The organism is Desulfomicrobium aestuarii, assembly GCF_055385525.1.
Genome location: NZ_AP042427.1, coordinates 1460477 through 1482049, shown reverse-complemented (window position 1 = coordinate 1482049; position 21573 = coordinate 1460477). Strand labels below are relative to the sequence as shown.

The window sequence follows — 21573 nt, the reverse complement described above, 5'->3', positions numbered from 1 at the left end:
TTTGTCGTTTTGGTCCGTGGGACTCTTTTAACGGAAATCATCAACCTGGTTTGGAGGACGTATGCGCACTCGGATCGCTCTTGCTCTGCTGGCTCTTTTCCTGATGGCCGGAAACGCCCTGGCCAAGGATGTCGTCTTCGCGGTGGACGCGACCTATCCGCCCATGGAAATGGTCGACGCCAACAAGAACATCGTCGGCTTCGGTCCCGAAATCGTGGCCGCCATCGGCAAGGCCGCCGGCTTCAACCCCATCCTGAAGAACACCGCCTGGGACGGCATCTTCGCGGGTCTGGCCGCCGGCAAGTACGACGCCATCGCCTCCTCGGTGTCCATCACCGACGAACGCAAGCAGACCATGGACTTCACGGACCCCTACTTCGAAGTGAAGCAGGGCGTCGTGACCGCCAAGGACGCGGGCATCAAGTCCGTTGAAGACCTGAAGGGTAAGACCATCGCCTCCCAGATGGGCACCACCGGCTACTTCGTGTGCAAGAAGATCGAAGGCGCCAACGCCAAGTCCTATGACGAGATCGGACTGGCCGTGGAAGACCTTTACAACGGCCGCCTGGACGCCGTCATCGCCGACGACTCCGTGGCCTCCAACTACGCCCTGCAGCACGAGCAGTACTCCCAGAAGCTGACCCTGGCCTTCCTCATCGCCCCCGAGAAGCCCGAATACCTGGGCTTTGCCGTGAACAAGGGCAACAAGGAAATCGCCGACCTGATCAACAAGGGCCTGGCCGCCATCAAGGCGAACGGCGAGTACGACAAGATCTACGCCAAGTGGTTCGGATCCAAATAGCATGAACCAGGGCGAACCGGGGGAAATCCCCGGTTCGCCTTTTTTTCACCCGATCCCGACAAGGCCTGTCATGAACCAACATTTCCACAAGAAAGCCGTCAAGATCGACATCGGCGACGGCGCCGCCATTCCCGTCAGGAAGGACGCAGGGCTGTTCACGGCCTGGTGGCTGACCTTCTTCGGAGCCATCGCCGTCATCGTCTACCTCTGCGTGACCCAGCCGGAACCCTACTGGCGGGTGCTCAAATTTCTGCCCGACGGCGTGTACGTGACCTTCCAGGTCACCGTCCTGTCCATTCTCCTGTCCCTGGTCCTGGGGCTCGTCACCGGGCTGGGGCGCCTGTCCCGCAACAGGATCATCAACCTGATCGCGTCCACCTACGTCGAGATCATCCGCGGCATCCCTCTCCTGGTGCAGCTCTTCTACATCTACTACGCCCTGGGCCGCCTGGACCTCTTCAAGGACCTGCCGCCCATGGCCGCGGCCGTCGCCGCCATGGGCATCTGCTACGGTGCCTACATGGGCGAGGTCTTCCGGGCCGGCATCGACTCCATCGACAAGGGACAGTCCGAGGCGTCGCGCTCCCTGGGCTTCAACCGCGCCCAGACCATGATGTACGTCATCCTGCCCCAGGCCTGGCGGACCATCCTGCCGCCCGTGGGCAACGAGTTCATCGCCCTGCTGAAGGACAGCTCCCTGGTGTCCGTGCTGGCCGTTGCCGACCTCATGCGGCGCGGGCGCGAGTTCGCCAGCGAATCATTCCTGTACTTCGAGGCCTACACCATGGTGGCCCTGGTCTACCTGGTCATCACGCTCTTCCTGTCCAAGGGCGTCAGCAAAATGGAGCAGAGGTTGAACTATTATGAACGGGATTAGGCCCATCATCGACATCAAGAACGTCTACAAGTTCTTCGGCCAGTTGCAGGCCTTGAACGACGTCAGCCTGTCCATCAACCAGGGCGAGAAGGTCGTCATCATCGGCCCCAGCGGCTCGGGCAAGTCCACCCTGCTGCGTTCCATCAACCGCCTGGAGACCATCGACAGCGGCAGCATCGTCGTCGACGGCAAGGACATCAACGGCTCGGGCAGCGACATCAACCTGATCCGCCAGGAACTGGGCATGGTCTTCCAGAGCTTCAACCTCTTCCCGCACAAGACGGTCATGGGCAACCTGACCATGGCGCCCATGAAGCTCAAGAAGGTGCCGGAACTGGAAGCCAAGAAGCGGGCCCTGGCCCTCCTGGACAAGGTCGGCATCAAGGACAAGGCCGAGGTCTACCCGTCCATGCTCTCGGGCGGGCAGCAGCAGCGTGTGGCCATCGCCCGCGCCCTGGCCATGAACCCCAAGATCATGCTCTTCGACGAGCCCACCTCGGCCCTGGACCCCGAGATGATCGGCGAGGTCCTGGACGTCATGGTCACCCTGGCGCGCGAGGGCATGACCATGGTCGTGGTCACCCACGAGATGGGCTTCGCCCGCGAGGTCGCCGACCGCGTCATCTTCATGGACCACGGCCAGATCGTCGAGACGGGCACGCCCGAGCACTTCTTCACCAACCCGGAACATCCGCGCACCCAGAAGTTCCTCAGCCAGATCCTGTAACCATGAAGACAATCCACGCGCCCTGGCGCATCGACTACATCCTGGGCCCCAAGCCCGACACCTGCGTCTTCTGCCTGCCCGAAGGCACGCACGAGGACGAAAAGCGCTGCGTGCTGCACCGCGCCGAGCACTGTTTCGTCATCATGAACATCTTCCCGTACTCCAACGGGCACCTCATGGTCACGCCGTACAGGCATGTCAGCAACATCACGGAGCTGACCGCCGAGGAAAGCCATGAAGTCATGGACTATGTACAAAAGTGCGCTTTTATCCTACAGCAGGCCTTCAAGCCGCACGGCATGAACATCGGCGTGAACATCGGCGAGGCCGCCGGCGCCGGGATCAGGGAGCACCTGCACGTGCACCTCGTCCCGCGCTGGAACGGAGACCACTCCTTCATGGCCGTCATGTCCGAAACGAGCGTTCTCCCCGAGCACCTGCGCTCGACGTACGAGCGCCTGAAACCATATTTCGACAACCTTCAACGGTAGAGGTACATCGGATGCGTTATCTCAAAGTGTTGGGCCTGGTGGCTCTCTTTTTCTTCTCCATGCTGTTCTTCGTCCAGAACCACGACATTCTGGTCCAGGAGCTGGCCCTGGAGCTCAAGGTTTTCGGCCTCCACTACACGACCGAAGCCGTACCCTTCTATCTGGTCATCCTCATGGCCTTCGTCATCGGATCCCTGCTGTGCACCCTGTACTTCTTCCTGGAGCGGGTGCGTCTGTCCAAGCAGGCCCGCCAGCTGAAGAAGCAGGTCGACGCCCTGGAGCGCGAAGCCGCTTCCCTGCGCCCCAAGACCGTGGAAGAGCCGTACACCACGGCGGAATCGACCGAGAACATCCAGAACTGATCTCTCCGTCGCAAGACCTGCCGCAGTGCGTCCCCAAGGCCACCCTTCGGGACGCATTTTTTTCCTGCAACGGGAGGCCGCAGATGCAGACTTTGCTTGAAACAAGACGCCGCTGGCTCGTCACGGGCGTGGCCGGCTTCATCGGCTCCAACCTGCTGGAGACCCTTCTGGCCCACGACCAGGAGGTCACGGGGCTCGACAATTTCTCCACGGGCCACCGCCGCAACCTCGACGAGGTCCGCGGCAGCGTTGCGCCGCAGCAGTGGGCGCGTTTCCGCATGATCGAGGGCGACATCCGCGACCCGCAGACCTGCGTGGAGGCCTGCACCGGCGCGGAGTTCGTTCTGCACCAGGCGGCTCTCGGCTCGGTGCCCCGCTCCATCACAGACCCGCTGCTGACCAACGCGAACAACATCACGGGCTTCCTGAACATGCTCGTGGCCGCGCGGGACTGCGGGGTCAGGCGTTTCGTCTACGCCGCCTCCAGCTCCACCTACGGCGACCACCCGGGCCTGCCCAAGGTCGAGGACGTCATCGGCAAGCCCCTGTCCCCCTACGCCGTGACCAAGTACGTCAACGAGCTCTACGCCGAGGTCTTCCTGCGGACCTACGGCCTGGACAGCGCGGGCCTGCGCTACTTCAACGTCTTCGGCAAACGCCAGGACCCCGAGGGCGCCTACGCCGCCGTCATCCCCAAGTGGTTCGCGGGGCTCCTGCGCGGGGAAACGGTCTGGATCAACGGCGACGGCGAGACCAGCCGGGACTTCTGCTTCATCGACAATTGCGTCCAGGCCAATATCCTGGCAGCATGCGCGAGCAACCCGGAGGTGCCGGGCAAGGTCTTCAACGTGGCCTACGGCCAGCGCACCTCCCTGAACGAGCTCTTCGCCCTCATCCGCGACGAGGCCGTGAAATTCAATCCCGGATGCGCCGACGCGGCGCCCTCGTACCGGGACTTCCGCGCCGGGGACGTGCGCCACTCCCTGGCGGACATCTCCCGCAGCCGCGCCCTGCTCGGCTACGACCCGGCCTACGGCGTGCGCGAAGGGCTGGCCCGGGCCGGCCAGTGGTACGCCCGTCATCTGATCTAGGAGACACCATGCAATGGCTCAAGTCCCTGCTGGGACTGCGTGACGACCACACGGACCTCTTCCTCCCCGTGCCGCCCAACCCGGCCCAGGACGCCCTGGCCGCCATCGACGATCTGTCGCGCGCCATGAAGAACCACCACGGCGCCGTGGAGACCTGCTCGGCCCTGGGCAACCTCTACCGCATGCGCGGGGAGCTTGACCGGGCCATCCAGATGCGCAGCTCCCTCCTGGCCCGCCCCGACCTCGAGCGCGAGGACCAGGCCCGTGTCTGGTTCGAGCTCGGCCGCGACTACTCCCGCGCCGGCATCCTCGATCGTGCCCACGAGGCCCTGCGCCAGTGCCAAGAGATCGGCGGCGACCACCCCGCTCTCGAACTGGAGCTGGCCCTGCTGCATTCCAAGGGCGGCGATTTCCTGGCCGCCAGCCGGCAGTACCGGAAGATGGGACTCGCCCCACAGGCCGCCCACTACCTGGTCCGCGCCGCCACGTCCCGGGAACCCGCCGACCCGGGCCTCATCGCCGAGGCGCGCGACGTGTACCCGGCATCGCCGGAAGCGTGGCTGGAAGGGATCATGCACCGCATCCGCCGGAACGACTGGGACGAGGTCATCACGCACCTCGACCAGGGGCTCGGGGCCGTCGGGCCGCACCTGGGCTTCGTGCTCCTGGACCCCCTGCTCGATCACGAAGACCCGGCCGAGCCCGCCAGGGCGATCCTCCCGGCCTCTTCCCTGGACGCCCTGCTGGCCGTCATCGACCGCCACCCTCCGGAACTGTCCTCCCTCCACAGCGCGGGCTGCCTGCTGCGCGCCCACGGCCGCGTGGAGGAGGCCAAGACCTGGCAGGAGAAGGCCCTGCTCCTGAACCCCGCCTTCTGGCCCTCGCGGCTTGAGCTTCTGACCATGTCCCTGCCCGAGCAGCGGATGACGCAGGTCTTCACCCTGCAGCTCGACTTCCTGCTGCGCCGTGCGCGCGAGGCCAAGCGCTTCGTCTGCGGCCGCTGCGGCCTCAAGCGCGGCCAGATCTTCTTCTGCTGCCCCAAGTGCATGTCCTGGCACTCCATCACCCTGCGCCAGTTGCTGAGCGACGAAGCATCATGAGCACGGTCAAGCTGACTCCCATGATGGAGCAGTACCTGCGGGTCAAGGAGGAGCACCCGGACACCCTCGTCTTTTTCCGCATGGGCGACTTCTTCGAGCTCTTCTTCGAGGACGCCGAGGTGGCGGCCCGCGAGCTGCAGATCGCCCTGACCAGCCGCAACCCCGGCGCCGAGAACCCCGTGCCCATGTGCGGCATGCCACACCACGCCATCGACGAGTACCTGCGCCAGCTTCTGGACAAGGGCTACAAGGTGGCCCTGTGCGACCAGGTCGAGGACCCCAAGCAGGCCAAGGGCCTGGTCCGCCGCGAGGTGACCCGCGTGCTCACGCCCGGCACCGTGGTCGAGGACATCAACCTCGACGCCAAGGGCCACAACTTCCTGGGGGCCCTGTTCTGGGACGCCGAACTGGGCGGGGGCCTGGCCTGGGTCGATTTCTCCACGGGCGCCTGGTCGGGCCTGCAGACCAAGAGCGAGGCCGTGCTCTGGCAGTGGCTCGTCAAGATGAACCCGCGCGAACTGCTCCTGACCGACGCCCAGCAGCTGCCCAAGGATCTGGAGCAGTGGCGGCCGCGGATCTCGCGCTTCCCCGAGAAATCCTATTTCGACGGCCGCGGGGCCGAGGACAGGATCCTGCGCGCCCAGGGCGTGGCCTCCCTGGCCACCCTGGACCTGGACGACAAGCCGGCCCTGACGCGCTGCTGCGGGGCGCTCCTGACCTACCTGGAGCTGACCCAGAAGCGCGACCTCGGCCATCTGGCACCCTTCGCTCCCCTGGACCTCTCGACGACCCTGCACCTGGACGAGGTCACGGAGCGCAATCTGGAGCTCTTCCGGACCATGGACGGCGGCAAGGGCCGGGGCACCCTGTGGAACGTCCTGGACCAGACCCAGACGCCCATGGGCGGACGCCTCCTGGCCACTCGCCTGCACCAGCCCTTCAAGGACCTGTCAGCCATCCAGCCCGTGCAGGAGCTGGTCGCCTTCCTCGTAGACGGCGACGACGCCCGCGAGGGGCTGCGCCGCGCCCTGGACAAGGTCTACGACCTGGAGCGCCTGTGCACGCGCATCGTGGTCAACCGTTCCACGCCCAAGGATTTCGGCGCCCTGTGCGCTTCCCTGGCCGAACTGCCGCGCATGCGGCGCGACCTGGAGCGCCTGGACCCCGTGCCGCCCCTGCTGGCCCGGCTGCTGCGCGACTGGGACGACCTGGACGACGTGCACGGCCTGCTGTCCCGCGCCCTGGCCGACTCCCTGCCGCCGGTCATCACCGAGGGCGGGCTCTTTCGCCAGGGCTACGACCGTGCACTGGACGAGCTCATGGAGCTGACGGACCACGGCGAGGCGGCCCTGACGGCCATGCTCGAACGCGAGCGCACGGCCTGCGGCCTGCCCAAGCTCAAGCTCGGCTTCACCAAGGTCTTCGGCTACTACTTCGAGTTGAGCCGCGCCGCCGGGGCCGCCGAACCGCCGGCCCACTTCATCCGCCGCCAGACCCTGGTCAACGCCGAGCGCTACATCACCGAGGAGCTCAAGGTCCTGGAGGACCGCCTCATGAGCGCCTCGGACCGGCGCAAGGCCCGCGAGTACGAACTTTTCCTGGCCCTGCGCGACGAGGTGGCCGGACACCGCGCCCGCTTCATGTCCATGGCCCGCATCCTGGCCGAGCTGGATTTCGCCCAGGGCCTGGCCCACGCCGCGCGCAAATGGGAATGGCGCAGGCCCGAGCTGCACGAGGGCCTGGAGATCGCCATCAAGGCCGGACGCCACCCCGTGGTCGAGGCCGTACAGGGCCGCTCGAACTACATCCCCAACGACCTGGCCATGGGCGACGACGGCCGGGTGCTCCTCATCACGGGCCCGAACATGGCCGGCAAGTCCACGGTGCTGCGCCAGGCGGCGCTGATCTGCATCCTGGCGCAGATGGGCTCCTTCGTGCCGGCGGCCTCGGCCCGCCTGGGCCTGTGCGACCGCATCTTCTCGCGCGTGGGCGCCTCGGACAACCTGGCCATGGGCCAGTCGACCTTCATGGTCGAGATGACCGAGACGGCGCGCATCCTGCGCCAGGCCGGCAAGCGCTCCCTGGTCATCCTCGACGAGATCGGCCGGGGCACGAGCACCTTCGACGGCCTGTCCCTGGCCTGGGCCGTAGCCGAGGAGCTGGCCCGGCGCCAGGGCGGCATCCGCACCCTCTTCGCCACCCACTACCACGAGCTGACGGTGCTGGAAGAGAGGTTGCCCGGCGTGCGCAATTACAATATCGCCATCAAGGAATGGAAGGGCGACATCGTCTTTCTGCGCCGCATGGTGCCCGGCCCGGCCGACCGCAGCTACGGCATCGAGGTGGCCCGTCTGGCCGGCGTGCCGGCCCCCGTGGTGGCCCGGGCAAAGGAAATCCTGGCGGCCCTGGAGCGCCACGCCCCCGGCGGCGCCAAGCGGCGCGAGGTCATCAGCCGCCAGGTGGGCCTGCCCGGTCTGGCCAGGGCGGCCCAACCCCGGGAGGAGGCGGCCGGCGGGCATCCCGTGCTCACGGCCCTGCAGTCCCTGAACGTCAACGAGCTTTCCCCCCTGGACGCACTGACCCTGCTCCACCAGTGGAAGGCTATGGCAGGAAACTCATGAAACGTCTGCTGCTGTGCATCCTCCTCCTGTCGGCCGCGGCCTGCGGCAAGAAGGAATGGCCCCAGCCCGTGGCCAGCGAGGAGCTGATCCAGATCAACCACATGGAGGCGCGCTACGACCAGGGCTGCATCCTGATCAATGCCAAGCTCGGCGGCCGCCTGGCCAACCTCGAATATTTCCTGGTGGAGATCGAGCAGGAAGGCTGCCCCACCTGCCCCTTCACTCCGTCCTACACCCAGAAGTTCTTCCCCTACAGTTCGGGCCTGTACCGCAAGGAGAACAGCTTCATCTTCACCATCTGCGAGCCCTTGCCGGGCAAGACCCTGCGCATCCGCCTGAAGGCGGACAACACCTACCACATCATCCAACCGGCCCTGTCGGAGATCATCACCCTCGAACCCTCGACCCCCTGACACTGAGAGGAAACCTCATGCATTACTTTCAATACAAGGACGGACAGCTCCACGCCGAAGACATCCCCGTGGCCGACCTGGTGCGGGAATACGGCACGCCCCTCTATATCTATTCGGCCACGACCCTGAAGCGCCATTTCAAGGCCTTCGACTCGGCCTTCGAGGGAATCGACCACCTGACGTGCTATTCGGTCAAGGCCAACTCCAACCTGAGCCTGCTGAAGATCCTGGCCAAGGAAGGCGCGGGCACGGACATCGTGTCCGGCGGCGAACTCTTCCGCGCCCTGTGCGCCGGGGTGCCCCGCAACAAGATCGTCTATTCGGGCGTGGGCAAGAAGGCCGTGGAGATCCAGGAGGCGCTGCTGGCCGACATCCTCATGTTCAACGTGGAGTCGCGGCAGGAGTTGGAGCGCATCAACGCCATCGCCGGCGAACTGGGCAAGGTGGCGCGCATCAGCCTGCGCATCAACCCCGACGTGGACCCCAAGACCCACCCGTACATCTCCACGGGCCTCAAGGAGAACAAGTTCGGCCTGTCCAGACCCGACGCCCTGGAGACCTACGCCCTGGCCAAGAGCCTGCCCAACGTGGACCCCGTCGGCATGGACTGCCACATCGGCTCCCAGCTGACCAAGCTCTCCCCCTTCCTGGAAGCCCTGGACCGCCTCAAGGCCTTCCACGGGCAGCTGCTGGAGATGGGCATCAAGATCAAGTACCTGGACCTTGGCGGGGGCCTCGGCATCACCTACAACGAGGAGGAGCCGCCTCACCCCGAAGAGCTGGGCAAAGCCCTGGTCGAGTCCCTGAAGGGCATGGACGTGACCCTCATCCTCGAACCCGGCCGCGTCATCGCCGGCAACACGGGCATCCTGGTGGCCGAAGTGCAGTACACCAAGACCAACGAGGACAAGACCTTCGTCATTGTCGACGCGGCCATGAACGACCTGGTGCGCCCGTCCCTGTACGGCTCCTACCACCGCATCGCGCCGGTCAAGGAAGGCAACGGCGAACAGATGACGGCGGACGTGGTCGGCCCCATCTGCGAATCGGGCGACTTCCTGGCCAAGAACCGCACCTTCCCCAAGGTGGCCCAGGGCGACCTGCTGGCCGCCTTCTCGGCCGGCGCCTACGGCTTCGTCATGTCCTCGCAGTACAACTCCCGCCCCCGGGCCGCGGAGATCATGGTCGAAGGCGACAAGCACGTGCTCATCCGCAAGCGCGAGGTCTACAACGACCTGGTGGCGCTGGAAGAGGAAGGGTTGTCGCTCATCGATGAACTGAAAAAATAGCCGAGCTCACCTCGAAATGATCCCCCGGCAGCGTAATGCGACCGGGGGATTTTCTTTATCTGGCCGCCCCAAAACGGGGATCAGCTACGTCGCATAAAAAGCCGGATCGCTTCTGTATGCCCAATGCACTCCGCGTCCCGGCTTTTACCTCTTCCATGCAACCCACCGTTTGAACGGCCAGCATTCATTCTTTCACAGTCAATTATCGTGCACCTCTCTCCCGACAGTGATCCAGCGCAATATCGAGAATTCTCTCCACGTGCTCATCATCAAGAACGTAGAAAACCACCTTGCCCTCCTTCCTTGCCCGCACCAGCCGCGCGGTCCGCAGCAGCCTGAGCTGATGCGAGACAGCGGACACGGTCATCTGCAGCACAGCAGCCAGATCCCCCACGCACAGTTCGCCCATCCGAAGGGCGTCGAGGATCCTGACCCGTGTAGGGTCGGCCATGGCCCCGAGCAACGCCGCCACTTCCTCCAGTTCTCGCACTTCCGACCGCCCCAGGTTGGCACGTGCGACATTGGCAGGATGGATGCAACGAGTTTCGTGGATTTCAATCATGATTACAAATTATTACAGAGCATTAGGATTGATTTATTGAATTAATGAATATTTGAATAATTGCTCAATTAATCCATTTCTATCTGTCCAGCAATCATATCATTCTCATGCAAACATACCGGAGAACCGGGCTTCACCACGTTCGTGGTATTTCATCATTATCCCAACTTATCGAAAAATAATGTTTTTTGTGCATTCACTTCGCTGAAGTTTCCAATAATGAATCACCTCGATCCATGGAACAGTTGAATTTTGGCACAGCCTGCTGCTCACCGCCGACTCACCCTTCTTGACGGGCATCGCAACACGAAATAATGGTATCAAAAAATGACACCACTGAATTCCCGGCAACGTAAAACACTGGAAGAGATTTTCGCCAACCCGGTGACCAGTGACATCCGTTTTAAAGAAGTCGAGCATCTCTGTCTGGCTCTTGGTGGAAGCGTTTCTACGAAAGGACGGACCAGCGGCTCGCGGATTCGCATCATCATAGACGGGCTCTATCTCAATCTCCACGAGCCGCATCCCGGCCGAACCCTCTCAAAGGCGTCTGTAAAGGATTTGAGAAATTTTCTTTCACGATTAGGGATTACCCCATGAACACACCAATGACCTACAGGGGATACTGCGCAAAAGTCGAATACGACGACGAATGCGGCGTCCTGCGCGGCGAAGTTCTGGATATCAACGATCTGATTGTCTTCCACGGCGACTGCGTCAGCGACCTCAAGGTCGCTTTTCGCGATGCTGTCGACGATTACCTCGAACACTGCGAGGAAATCGGCAGAACCCCCGAAAAGCCCTACTCCGGCAAATTTTCCGTGCGCGTCGCTCCCGAATTGCACAGGAGAGCCGCACGCTTTGCAGCTTTGCACAACATGAGCATCAACCGCCTCATGGCCGAGGCGATTGAAAACATAATCGGTGGAAGCGAGGGCAACGGTGCGAAGTCACCCAAATCGGCCAGAGACCTTTCCATCGGCAACATCCCGCGCAGAAAAACTAATCCCTTCAATTAGCATCTGGTCGAAGGCGATCTTCCGAAGCGCAATTTTTTCCAAGACGGCCCGCCCCTCCATGGTCTATTGATCCCGGCCATGGACGCCCCCTCTTTTGAATTCATCGCCAGCATGCCCGGCATCGAGATCTGCCGGGCGTCGTGCAGCACGCACGTCTTTCCGCGGCATTTTCACGACGACCTCTATTCCGTGGGGCTGATGCACCGCGGGGCCTGTCATTGCCTGGGCCCGGGCAGGGACGACGCCACCGTGCGGCAGGGCCAGGCCTGCCTGATCAACCCCGGGCAGGTCCATGCCGGCGGTCCGGCCCGTGACGGGGTGTTTTCCTACACCATGTTCTACCTGAGCCTCGATCTGGTCCGGAGCCTGGCCGAGGATGTGAGCCGCAGGCCCCAGGCCGCGCCCGAGTTCACGACACTGGTCAGCGACCGGCAGGACGTGTGCGAGCCCCTGCGGCAGCTCGCCCTGAGTCTGGACAGCGCTGACGGCCTGCACACCGAGTCGTTCCTGGTGCGGGCCCTCGGGAACGCGCTGCGGGCCCACGGCGGGGTGTCGAGGGACGCCGGCGGCCATGACCGGGCCTTTGTCGGCCGGGCCAGGGAGATGCTGGCCGCGGACCTGGACCGTAAGGTCACCCTCCGGGACATGGCGTCCACCCTCGGGGTCAGCCAGTTCCATTTCCTGCGCGCCTTCAAGCGCCAGACGGGCGTGCCGCCCCACGTCTTCCGCACCCAACGCCGGGTGGAGCTGGCCAGAAACCTGGTCCGGCGCGGTACGCCGCTGTCCGAGGTGGCCCAGCTGGCCGGTTTTGCGGACCAGCCCCACTTCACCAACACCTTCAAGCTCTACACCGGGGTCACGCCCGGCCACTACGCCGCGCGCACCGCTCACGCGCCATCTACGTCACTCTGATCCGGGAGATTTGCCATGAAATCCGAATCCGCCGCCGTACCCGACGTCATCGAAACCCTTTCCGTGGGCCTGGCCCCTCGCCTGGCGGTGCTGGGCGCCGTCCTGCTCTGGGGCGCATCCTTTTCGGCCATGCGCGCCGCCCTGGCCGACCTGCACCCCTGGAGCGTCATGTGGCTGCGCATGGTCGTGGCCCTGGCCTGCGTCCTGCCCCTGTACCGCTCCGTGGACCTGTCCATGTACCGGCGCGGCGACTGGAAGCTCCTGCTGCCGGCCGTCGTCCTGCAACCCTGCCTGTACTTCTGGTTCGAATCGGCCGCCCTGGGGCTGACCACCTCGGCCCAGGCCGGCGTCATCTCGGCCTCGGTGCCGCTGCTGGTGGCCGTCGGGGCCTGGGCTGCCCTGCGCGAGGCGCTGACGATGCGCACGGTCTGGGCGCTGCTGCTGTCCCTGGCCGGAGTGGCGGTGCTGAGCTTTTCCGGACAGGCCACGGAGTCGGCCCCCTCCCCTCTTCTGGGCAACGCCCTGGAACTCGGGGCCATGGTCTGCGCCGCGGCGAACATGATCCTCATCCGCTTCCTGGGCCGTCGCTACGGGGCCTGGACCCTGACGGTCATGCAGGTGGTTACGGGCTGCCTTTTCTTCTCCCCCGGGGCACTGCGTCTGCTGGACGTCCCGGCCGGAACCTTCGACACGCAGCTCGTCCTCATCCTGCTCTTCCTGGGCGCGGGCGTGACGCTGGGAGCCTTCTCCCTCTACAACTGGGCCATCACCCGTATGCCTGCCGGCACGGCCTCGGCCCACATCAATCTCATCCCCGTGGTGGCCGTGACCTGCGGCTTCCTCTTCCTGGGCGAGACCATGAGCATGGTCCAGCTGGCCGCGGCCGGGGTGGTCCTGGTTTCGGTGCTGATGACGCAGAGAAGGTAGAAGACGGGGCCCATTCCCGGACTGTCCGGCCGGGGCCGCAGCTCCTTGCAGCGGCAGGGATATGCGGGCCGCTCTTTTCAGAGCCGATGTCATCCAGGGCATTACGGCTTCCGTTCCCGAAACGCGGTGCGCACATTCACGAAATTAGCATTTTCGTCGTCGGCAGAGCCCGGCCTTTCACATCGTCGACCATAAGGCCGTTTTGGTGCCGTCCCTGGAAATCAGCGCCAGTTGCCTTTCGGCAAGCATTCCCCGTTCCTTTTCTCATCTGCGGAGCGCCCAGAACGCACCTCGGCATCCCTGTTGCAAAGTGGGTTCATCCCGCATGAACCATTTACAAAAAAGGCAAAATCGATGCGCATACACACCATTGAACACGTGCCGTTCGAAGGGCCTGGCGCCATTGTCCGCTACGCCGAGGCGAGGGGACATGCCCTCACCCGGACCCGCCTCTTTCTGCGTGAGCCCCTGCCGACCATCGAAGAGGTGGATCTCCTGGTGATCATGGGAGGCCCCATGAGCGTGCATGACGAAGAACGATTCGATTGGCTGCGTGAAGAGAAACGTTACCTCGGGCAAGCGGTCGACGCCGGGGCGCGTCTGTTCGGCGTCTGCCTCGGAGCCCAACTTCTGGCCGAGGTGCTCGGCGGCAGGGTAACCTCCAACAACGGCCGGGAGATCGGCTGGTTTCCGGTGCGCCTGACCGCCCAGGGCGCGAAATCACCGCTCTTCTCGGGCTTGGGCTCGGAGTTTCCGGCTTTCCACTGGCACGGCGAAACCTTCTCCATCCCGCCAGGAGCCGTCTGCGTTGCCGAGAGCGACGCATGCCGGCACCAGGCTTTCGAAGCCAGGGGGCGCATTGTCGGCCTGCAGTTTCACCTGGAAACCACGCCCGAGAGCATGGAGCTGCTCATCGCCAACTGTGCCGACGAGCTCGAGCCTCGAACCGGTTTCGTGCAATCGGCCGGGGAAATGCGGGCCAGGCAGGAACTGGCGGCCTCGACGCAGACGCTGCTTTTTCAACTCCTCGACAACCTGATGGGGGAATAGAACATGAGAAAGGAAAAACGAGCCATCCGGGACAAGGCCGCCATCGAAAGCCTGCTCCGCAGCTGCCGCACCATGCAGCTCGGCCTGTGGGACGGCCGAGAACCGTACGTCGTGACCGTCAATTTCGGCTACGAGGACGGCGCCGTCTATTTCCACAGCGCCCTCGAAGGCCGCAAGATGGACTGCATCCGCGCCAACGGGCTGGTCAGCTTCGTCGCCGTGGCCGAAAGCGAGCTGATCCGCGAGGACCTGCCCTGCGGTTACACCACGCACTACAAATCCGTGAGCGGCTTCGGCCATGGCCAAGTCCTCGATGACCCGGCGGACAAGGCGGCCGGACTGGCCGTCATCATGCGCCACCATGACGGCCCCGAGGCGGGCTTCGACGCGAGGGTGCTCGAACGCACGGCCGTTGTGCGCGTGGTCCTGCGCGACCTGATCGGCAAGGTCAACCCGGCCTTCTCAGGCGACCCGCAGGTCTGAGTCTTTCCGGCAAGAAAACGCCAAAAAGAAAGGGAGCCCTGCAGCTCCCTTCCACTCGTACATCATCCCCCCTGAACGGGGTGCAGGGGACGAGTCCCCTGCCCTCCGGAGGCATTCCCCCCTATCTGTCCTTCATCGGCACATAGTCCCGCACATTGGGCCCGACGTAGATCTGGCGGGGCCGGTGGATGCGGGTGTTCTCCTCGACGTGCTGTTCGTGCCAGTGGGCGATCCAGCCGGGCATGCGGCCCATGGCGAACATGACGGGGAACATGTTCACGGGGATATTCAGGGCGCGCAGGATGAGGCCGGAGTAGAAGTCCACGTTGGGGTAGAGCTTGCGCGAGACGAAGAAGTCGTCGTTCAGGGCGATTTCTTCGAGTTCCTGGGCGATGTCCAGGAGCGGGTCCTTGATGTGCAGGGTGGAGAGCAGGTTGGTGGCGCACTCCTTGAGGACCTTGGCCCGGGGGTCGAAGTTCTTGTAGACGCGGTGCCCGAAGCCCATGAGCCGGAACTCCTTGCGCTTGACCCGCTCGATGCACTCCTTGACGGAGATGTCGCCCTCGCGGATCTGTTCGAGCATGTGGACCACGGCGGAGTTGGCGCCGCCGTGGAGGCGTCCCCACAGGGCGCAGATGCCGGCCGAGACCGAGGCGAAGAGGTTGGCCTCGGAGGACCCGACCATGCGCACGGTGGAGCAGGAGCAGTTCTGCTCGTGGTCGGCGTGGACCAGCAGGAAGACCGAGAGGGCCTTCTGGGCCTCGGGCGTGGGCACGTGCTCCTTGTAGGGCACGGAGAACATCATGTGCAGGAAGTTCTCGCAGTAGGAGCGGCTCGGGTCCGGGTACATGATGGGCAGGCCCACGGACTTGCGGTAGGAGAAGGCGGCGATGGTGCGCACCTTGCTGATGAGCTTGGCCGCGACCTTGCGGAACTCGCGCTCGGTCTGAATGTCGAGCAGGTCCGGGTTGTAGGCGCCCAGGGAATTGATCACGGCCGAGAGAATGGCCATGGGATGCCCGTTGGGCGGGAACCCTTCGAAATGGTGCATGAGGTCTTCGTGCAGCAGGGCCTGGTCGCCGAGCATGGTGCGGAAGGCGGCGCGCTCCTCGCGGGTGGGCAGCTCGCCGAAGACCAGCAGCATAGCCGTCTCCACGAAGGAACTGTATCGCGCCAAGTCCGCAATGTCGTAGCCGCGGTAGCGCAGGATGCCCTTCTCACCGTCGACGAAGGTGATGGCGCTGAAGCAGGAACCGGTATTGGCGTAGCCCTGGTCCAGGGTGATGACCCCGGATGCGCTGCGCAGAAGGCTCACATCCACCGCGACCTCGCCCTCGGTGCCGCGCACCACGGGCAGCTCGAAGGTCTTGCCGTCGACGGTCAGAGTGGCCGTATCGTTCATCGTCATATATCCTCCTGAAATCTCTCCCCTCGCCAGGAAAAAGATCAGTGTGAGCGCGGCCCGGGCCCGCGCGAAGAGAATCGTTTAACGGAAATCGATTGGATTATCCAGATGTCCGTGGGGGCGGAAATTTGCGGGGAGCGAGGGCGCGGGGGCGCGGGATTTATGGACGAGATGGACTGTATGGACTTTGTGGACGGGATGGACGCGGCCGAAGAAAAGACGGAAAGAGGCAGCGGCGACCGGTGGCAACCCGGCCGTTCAGAAAAACCGCCACGGCAAGGCACAAGCGGTTTGCAACGCCCCACCGCCCCCCTCTTCCGGCGGCGTCCATAGAGTCCATTTCGTCCACAAAGTCCACGCCGCCGCCTACCGACCAGGAACCGGAACGGCCAAAAGAGGTCGCCCAGAATTCATTCTGGCAAGGCGCAATCCAATTTTCAAGGGTGAGGTGTAGCCGACTACATGAGCCCTTGAAAATCGGGGAGCAACGCAGTCCAGAATGGATTCTGGGCGGCCTCCTAGCGGCCGGGCTCCCATTCCCAGAGGGGCAGGCGCATCTCGACCAGCTCCTCCTCGTAGTTGTGGGTCACGGCCAGGCCGAAGCGTTTGGCCAGGCCGATCATACCCTTGTTGCGGGGCATGGTCTGGCCTTCGAGGTAGCGGGTGCCGCGGCTCTTGCAGTAGCGGATCATCTTTTCGAAGAGCATGGAGCCCAGGCCCGTGCCCTTCATGTCCGAGCGCACGATGATGGCGAACTCGGCCGCGGAGTTGTCGGGCTTGGTCGAGGTGCGCACCACGCCGAGGGTCTCGGGCTTGCCGTCGACCAAGTGGGTGGCGATGAAGGCCATTTCGCGGTCGTAGTCGATCTGGGTGAACTTGGGCATGTCGCTCAGTACGAAGTTCTGGACCAGGCCGAAGAAGCGCAGGCGCAGGTCCTCCTCGGACAGGCCGTGGATGAAGTCCAGGTGGGCCTGGGCGTCCTCGGGGCGGATGGGCCGCAACAGGATCTGGTCGCCGTTCTTGAGGCGCACGCACTCCTCGAGCTCGCGCGGGTAGGGGCGGATGGCCAGGCGCTCGGGGCCCGTGACCGCTACGGGCTGGATCCAGATGCGCGCGCCCAGGGCCAGGACGCCCTGATCGTCGGCGAAGATGGGGTTCATCTCCAGGGTGGTGATCTGGGGCAGGTCGATGACCATCTGGCTGATCTGGATCAGGGCCAGGCAGATGTCGTCGATGTCGGCCGCGGCCTGGCGGCGGGAGCCCTGCAACAGCTTGGAGATGCGCGTGCGGTAGATGAGCTCCCGGGCCAGGCCCATGTTCAGGGGCGGCAGGGTCATGGCGTGGTCGTTGATGACCGGGGCCGAGACGCCGCCGTGACCGAAGCGCAGGATGGGCCCGAAGACATTGTCGGTGAAGACGGAAATGAACAGCTCGTGGGCGCCGGGGCGGCGGCCCATCTTCTGGACCGTGAAGCCCTCGATGTAGGCGTTGGGCACCTGGGAGTGCACGCGGGCGGACATGTTGGCCGCGGCCTCGAAGACGAGGTCCGGCGTGGTCAAATCCAGGGCGATGCCGCCGATGTCGAAGGGCTGGGCGATCTGCGGCGAGCGGATCTTGAGGGCCACGGGGAAGCCGATCTCCGAGGCGGCGTCCACGGCCTGCATGGCCGATTTGCAGATGCGGGTCTCGACCACGGGCACGCCGTAGGAGGCCAGGACCTGGCGGGACTCCTCCTCGGAGAGCTGGGCGCGGCCCTCGTTCAGGGCGGTCCTGATGATCTCCAGGGCGTGCTCCGTGTCCGGGAAGAAGTCCGCGGGCAGGGAGTCCGGGGTCTGCATGAGAATCTTCTGGGTGCGCTTGTAGCGCAGCATGTGCAGGTAGGCCATGATGGCCTTGCCCGGCCGGTCGAAGACCGGGATGGCCGCGTCCTCGAAGACGTCCTTGGTGTCGCGCACGGTCTCCTCGCCGAGCCAGTTGGCCAGCACCAGGCAGCGGCTGGTCTTGGCAACCTGGGTCACGGCCTGGGCGATCTCCAGGCTCGACGTGCCCTGGAAGGGCACGTGCAGGATGAGCACGCAGCCCACGTCCTTGGCGCGCACCAGGATGCTCAGGACGCGGGCGTAGTCTTCCGGCGAGGCGTTGTACGGCAGGGTGACCGGGTTGTCGGAACAGCGCTCGGGGCCGAGGATCTCCTCCAGCTTGAGCTGGGTCTCCTCGGTGATGGCGGCCAGCTCCCCTCCTCCCTGGATGAGCGTGTCGGCGGCCAGCAGGCCGATGCTCTGGCCGTTGGTCATGATGGCCAGGCCGTTGCCGCGCAGGGGCTTGTAGTTGGCCAGGGTGCGGGCGCCCTCGAACAGGGAGTCGATGTCGTCCACGCGGACCATGCCGGCGCGGCGGAAGGCGGCGTCGTAGATCTGGTCCTGGTCCATCTCCGTCAGCTCGCTGGCGGCGTCGCGCAGCTCGCACGGCAGGCGGCGCGGGCGGATGACGAGAATGGGCTTGTTGCGGGCGCTGGCCCGGGCCGCGGACATGAAGCGCCGGGCGTCCTGGATGTTTTCGATGTAGAGCAGGATGGCCTTGGTGGCCGGGTCGGAGCCGAGGTAGTCGAGGACCGAGCTGAAGTCGATGTCCAGCTGGCGGCCCAGGGAGACGCAGTGGGAGAAGCCTACGTTGTTGGTCCGGGCCCAGTCGAGAACGGACTCGAAGAGGCTGTCGGACTGGGTGACGAAGGCGATGCGGCCCTCCTTGGCTCCGACGCGCGACAGGCTCGCGTTGACGCCCGAGGCGGGCACGATCATCCCGAGGCTCCCGGGGCCCAGGACGCGGATGTCCTTGTCGTGTGCGACCTGGCGGATGCGCTCGTCGATCTGGGCCTTCTGCGGGCCGTCGAGGAGGGCGTAGCCCGGGTCCATGATCACGGCCACGTGGGTGCCGTTGTCGGCCAGTTCGGCCAGGCGGTCCGGGGCGTCGAAGACCGAGGAGCAGATGATGGCCATGTCCGGGGTCAGGGGCAGGGACGTGACGCTGACGTAGGACAGCACCCCGAAGATGGCCTCCTGGGCGCCCGACACGGGCAGCACCGGGCCCAGGAATTTTCCGGACATGAGATTGCGCATGAGGATGGCGCTGACCGAATTGGGGTCGCGCGAAGCGCCGACGATGGCCAGGGAATTGGGCTTGAACAACAGATCCAGGTGTTTGACGCTCATCGTCCGAAAAGCTCCGTTTACCGATGGGGGAAAGGCGCGGCTTCCGTTAACCGCCAATATCAGCCATTTACCAGAAAAGGCGGGAAAACAAAATTCATTTCTTCTAGACGTAATTCCTGATAGTACCCGGTCACGAAGAATCACCAGCTTTATCAAGGAGGAACCACCACATGAGTCCTGAAAATATCCAGAGCCTGCAGCACGAAGAGCGCCTTTTCACACCGCCCGCGGCACCCCGCGCCCATATCCCGGACATGGCTACCTACGAGGCCCACTACCGCCGCGCCGACCAGGACCCCGAAGGCTACTGGGGCGACCGGGCCCGCGAACTCGTCAGCTGGTTCAAGCCCTGGGACAAGGTCATGGACTGCGATTTCAAGGAGCCCCGCATCAACTGGTTCGTGAACGGCAAGCTCAACGTCAGCTACAACTGCCTCGACCGGCACGTGGAAAACGGCCTGGGCGACAAGACGGCGATCATCTGGCAGGGCGAGCCCGAGGAGGACGTCCGCCACATCACCTTCCGCGAGTTGCTGGCCGACGTCGTCCGCTTCGCCAACATCCTGAAGAAGCTGGGCGTTTCGCGCGGCGACCGCGTGGCCCTGTACATGCCCATGGTGCCCGAACTGGCCGTGGCCATGCTGGCCTGCACGCGCATCGGCGCCACCCACTCCATCGTCTTCGCCGGCTTCTCGGCTTCGAGTCTCATGAACCGCATCCAGGACTGCGAGGCCAAGATCCTGGTCACGGCCGATGCGGTGCTGCGCGCCGGCAAGAAGATCCCCCTCAAAGGCAACGTTGACGAGGCCCTGAACGGCTGCCCGAGCGTGACGAACTGCATCGTGCTCAAACGTGCCGGCAACGACGTGAACATGGTCGTGGGCCGGGACCTCTGGTGGCACGACGTCATGGCCGACCCGGATCTCCCCGCGACCTGCCCCTGCGAGGAGATGGACGCCGAGGACCTGCTCTTCATCCTTTACACCAGCGGCTCCACGGGCAAGCCCAAGGGCGTGGTGCACACCACCGGCGGCTACCTGACCTACGCGGCCCACACCACCCAGTACGTCTTCAACCTCTTCGAGGACGACATCCACTTCTGCACGGCCGACGTGGGCTGGATCACGGGCCACACCTACATCGTCTACGGCCCCCTGACGCTGGGCGTTACGTCCCTCATGTTCGAGGGCGTGCCCTCCTACCCAGACCCGTCGCGCTTCTGGCAGATCGTCGAGAAGTTCAAGGTCACGAGCTTCTACACCGCACCCACGGTCATCCGGGCCCTCATGCGCGACGGCGTTGAGTGGACCCAGAAGAACGACCTGTCCTCCCTGCGCGTCCTGGGCAGCGTCGGCGAGCCCATCAACCCCGAAGCCTGGATGTGGTATCACGCCAACGTCGGCAAGTCGAAGCTGCCCGTGGTCGACACCTGGTGGCAGACCGAGACGGGCGGCATCCTCATCACGGCCCTGCCCTTCGCCACGCCGCTCAAGCCCGGTTCGGCCTCCCTGCCCATGCCCGGCGTGCACGCCCGCATCGTCGACAACGACGGCAACCCGACGGGCGCCAACGAAGGCGGCAACCTCGTCATCGAACGCCCCTGGCCGGGCATGCTGCGCGGCGTCTTCGGCGACCCGGAACGTTTCCGCCAGCAGTACTTCGAGCGCTTCCCGGGCCGCTACGAGTCCGGCGACGGCGCGCGCCAGGACAGCGACGGCTACTTCTGGATCATGGGCCGCCTGGACGACGTCATCAACGTTTCGGGCCACCGCCTGGGCACGGCCGAGATCGAGTCGGCCCTGGTCTCCCATCCGGCCGTGGCCGAAGCGGCCGTGGTCGGCATGCCCCACGACATCAAGGGCCAGGCCATCTACGCCTACGTCACCCTGCGCGCCGACGTGGACGAGTCAGACGACCTGATCAAGGCCCTGCGCAGCCACGTGCGCAAGGAGATCGGCCCCCTGGCCTCGCCCGAGGTCATCCAGTTCACCCTGGGCCTGCCCAAGACGCGCAGCGGCAAGATCATGCGCCGCGTGCTGCGCAAGATCACGGCCGGCTCCACGGCCATGGAGGATTTCGGCGACACCTCCACCCTCGCCGACCCGACCGTCATTCAGGATCTCATCGCCGGGCGCCACATCTGACCCCACGGATTGCCGGCACATCTCCCTCGGGGCGCGTCCGTACGGGCGCGCCCCTTTTTCTTGACGCGGACGCAAAGTGAGTAAATAAA

Annotated in this window: 20 protein-coding genes; 17 read left to right on the top strand and 3 right to left on the bottom strand. The window is 64.6% G+C overall.

What is annotated here, in order from left to right:
* Positions 1-61 precede the first annotated feature (61 nt).
* The 10 genes from ACZ5AC_RS06760 to lysA all read left to right on the top strand — a co-directional run bounded on the left by ACZ5AC_RS06760 (position 62) and on the right by lysA (position 9773).
* Positions 62-802: a basic amino acid ABC transporter substrate-binding protein gene (locus ACZ5AC_RS06760; RefSeq protein WP_464250184.1), complete on the top strand. Its 741-nt coding sequence runs from the start codon at positions 62-64 to the stop codon at positions 800-802.
* Between the two features lie 70 nt (positions 803-872).
* A complete protein-coding gene (locus ACZ5AC_RS06755; RefSeq protein WP_464250183.1) occupies positions 873-1679 on the top strand; it encodes an amino acid ABC transporter permease in 807 nt (268 codons plus the stop codon).
* Positions 1666-2406 carry an amino acid ABC transporter ATP-binding protein gene (locus ACZ5AC_RS06750; RefSeq protein WP_464250182.1) on the top strand — a complete coding sequence of 247 codons (741 nt, stop codon included), beginning with the start codon at positions 1666-1668 and terminating at the stop codon, positions 2404-2406. Before ACZ5AC_RS06755 ends, ACZ5AC_RS06750 begins: the two co-directional genes overlap by 14 nt.
* A gap of 2 nt (positions 2407-2408) precedes the next feature.
* Positions 2409-2897 (top strand): HIT family protein, encoded by a 489-nt coding sequence (locus tag ACZ5AC_RS06745; protein ID WP_464250181.1) that lies wholly within the window; start codon positions 2409-2411, stop codon positions 2895-2897.
* Positions 2898-2908: 11 nt separating this feature from the next.
* Positions 2909-3259, top strand: coding sequence for a LapA family protein (locus ACZ5AC_RS06740; RefSeq protein ID WP_464250180.1), 351 nt, complete (start codon positions 2909-2911; stop codon positions 3257-3259).
* 83 nt (positions 3260-3342) lie between these two features.
* Positions 3343-4350 (top strand): SDR family oxidoreductase, encoded by a 1008-nt coding sequence (locus ACZ5AC_RS06735; RefSeq protein WP_464250179.1) that lies wholly within the window; start codon positions 3343-3345, stop codon positions 4348-4350.
* A gap of 8 nt (positions 4351-4358) precedes the next feature.
* The gene (locus ACZ5AC_RS06730; RefSeq protein ID WP_464250178.1) at positions 4359-5450 is read left to right on the top strand and encodes a tetratricopeptide repeat protein; all 1092 of its coding nucleotides are present in this window, start codon (positions 4359-4361) and stop codon (positions 5448-5450) included.
* Positions 5447-8071, top strand: coding sequence for a DNA mismatch repair protein MutS (gene mutS / locus ACZ5AC_RS06725; RefSeq protein WP_464250177.1), 2625 nt, complete (start codon positions 5447-5449; stop codon positions 8069-8071). The genes ACZ5AC_RS06730 and mutS overlap by 4 nt, the downstream gene beginning before the upstream one ends.
* Complete coding sequence (locus tag ACZ5AC_RS06720) at positions 8068-8484, top strand: hypothetical protein (protein WP_459825812.1); 417 nt, start codon at positions 8068-8070, stop codon at positions 8482-8484. Before mutS ends, ACZ5AC_RS06720 begins: the two co-directional genes overlap by 4 nt.
* A 17-nt stretch (positions 8485-8501) precedes the next feature.
* A complete protein-coding gene (lysA, locus tag ACZ5AC_RS06715; RefSeq protein WP_464250176.1) occupies positions 8502-9773 on the top strand; it encodes a diaminopimelate decarboxylase in 1272 nt (423 codons plus the stop codon).
* Between the two features lie 202 nt (positions 9774-9975).
* On the opposite strand, the gene ACZ5AC_RS06710 is transcribed toward lysA, so the two are convergent.
* On the bottom strand, positions 9976-10335 hold the full coding sequence (locus ACZ5AC_RS06710) for an ArsR/SmtB family transcription factor (RefSeq protein ID WP_464250175.1): 360 nt from the start codon (positions 10333-10335) through the stop codon (positions 9976-9978).
* 327 nt (positions 10336-10662) lie between these two features.
* Here ACZ5AC_RS06710 and ACZ5AC_RS06705 point away from each other — a divergent pair, with 327 nt between their 5' ends.
* The 6 genes from ACZ5AC_RS06705 to ACZ5AC_RS06680 all read left to right on the top strand — a co-directional run bounded on the left by ACZ5AC_RS06705 (position 10663) and on the right by ACZ5AC_RS06680 (position 14726).
* Positions 10663-10935 (top strand): hexulose-6-phosphate isomerase, encoded by a 273-nt coding sequence (locus tag ACZ5AC_RS06705; protein WP_464250174.1) that lies wholly within the window; start codon positions 10663-10665, stop codon positions 10933-10935.
* Positions 10932-11354, top strand: a complete 423-nt coding sequence (locus ACZ5AC_RS06700; RefSeq protein WP_464250173.1) for a type II toxin-antitoxin system HicB family antitoxin — start codon at positions 10932-10934, stop codon at positions 11352-11354. Before ACZ5AC_RS06705 ends, ACZ5AC_RS06700 begins: the two co-directional genes overlap by 4 nt.
* A 78-nt stretch (positions 11355-11432) precedes the next feature.
* Entirely contained in the window at positions 11433-12266 is an 834-nt protein-coding gene (locus tag ACZ5AC_RS06695) for a helix-turn-helix transcriptional regulator (protein ID WP_464250172.1), read from the top strand.
* A 15-nt stretch (positions 12267-12281) separates the two neighbouring features.
* The gene (locus tag ACZ5AC_RS06690; RefSeq protein WP_464250171.1) at positions 12282-13193 is read left to right on the top strand and encodes a DMT family transporter; all 912 of its coding nucleotides are present in this window, start codon (positions 12282-12284) and stop codon (positions 13191-13193) included.
* A gap of 354 nt (positions 13194-13547) precedes the next feature.
* Positions 13548-14243 (top strand): type 1 glutamine amidotransferase, encoded by a 696-nt coding sequence (locus ACZ5AC_RS06685; protein WP_464250170.1) that lies wholly within the window; start codon positions 13548-13550, stop codon positions 14241-14243.
* 3 nt (positions 14244-14246) lie between these two features.
* Positions 14247-14726 carry a pyridoxamine 5'-phosphate oxidase family protein gene (locus ACZ5AC_RS06680; RefSeq protein ID WP_464250169.1) on the top strand — a complete coding sequence of 160 codons (480 nt, stop codon included), beginning with the start codon at positions 14247-14249 and terminating at the stop codon, positions 14724-14726.
* Positions 14727-14847: 121 nt separating this feature from the next.
* Here ACZ5AC_RS06680 and ACZ5AC_RS06675 read toward each other — a convergent pair whose 3' ends face one another.
* On the bottom strand, positions 14848-16134 hold the full coding sequence (locus ACZ5AC_RS06675) for a citrate synthase (protein WP_464250168.1): 1287 nt from the start codon (positions 16132-16134) through the stop codon (positions 14848-14850).
* 515 nt (positions 16135-16649) lie between these two features.
* The gene (locus ACZ5AC_RS06670; protein ID WP_464250167.1) at positions 16650-19340 is read right to left on the bottom strand and encodes a bifunctional acetate--CoA ligase family protein/GNAT family N-acetyltransferase; all 2691 of its coding nucleotides are present in this window, start codon (positions 19338-19340) and stop codon (positions 16650-16652) included.
* A 170-nt stretch (positions 19341-19510) separates the two neighbouring features.
* On the opposite strand from ACZ5AC_RS06670, the gene acs reads away from it, so the two are divergent.
* Positions 19511-21484: an acetate--CoA ligase gene (gene acs, locus ACZ5AC_RS06665; protein ID WP_464250166.1), complete on the top strand. Its 1974-nt coding sequence runs from the start codon at positions 19511-19513 to the stop codon at positions 21482-21484.
* The last annotated feature ends 89 nt before the right edge of the window (positions 21485-21573 follow it).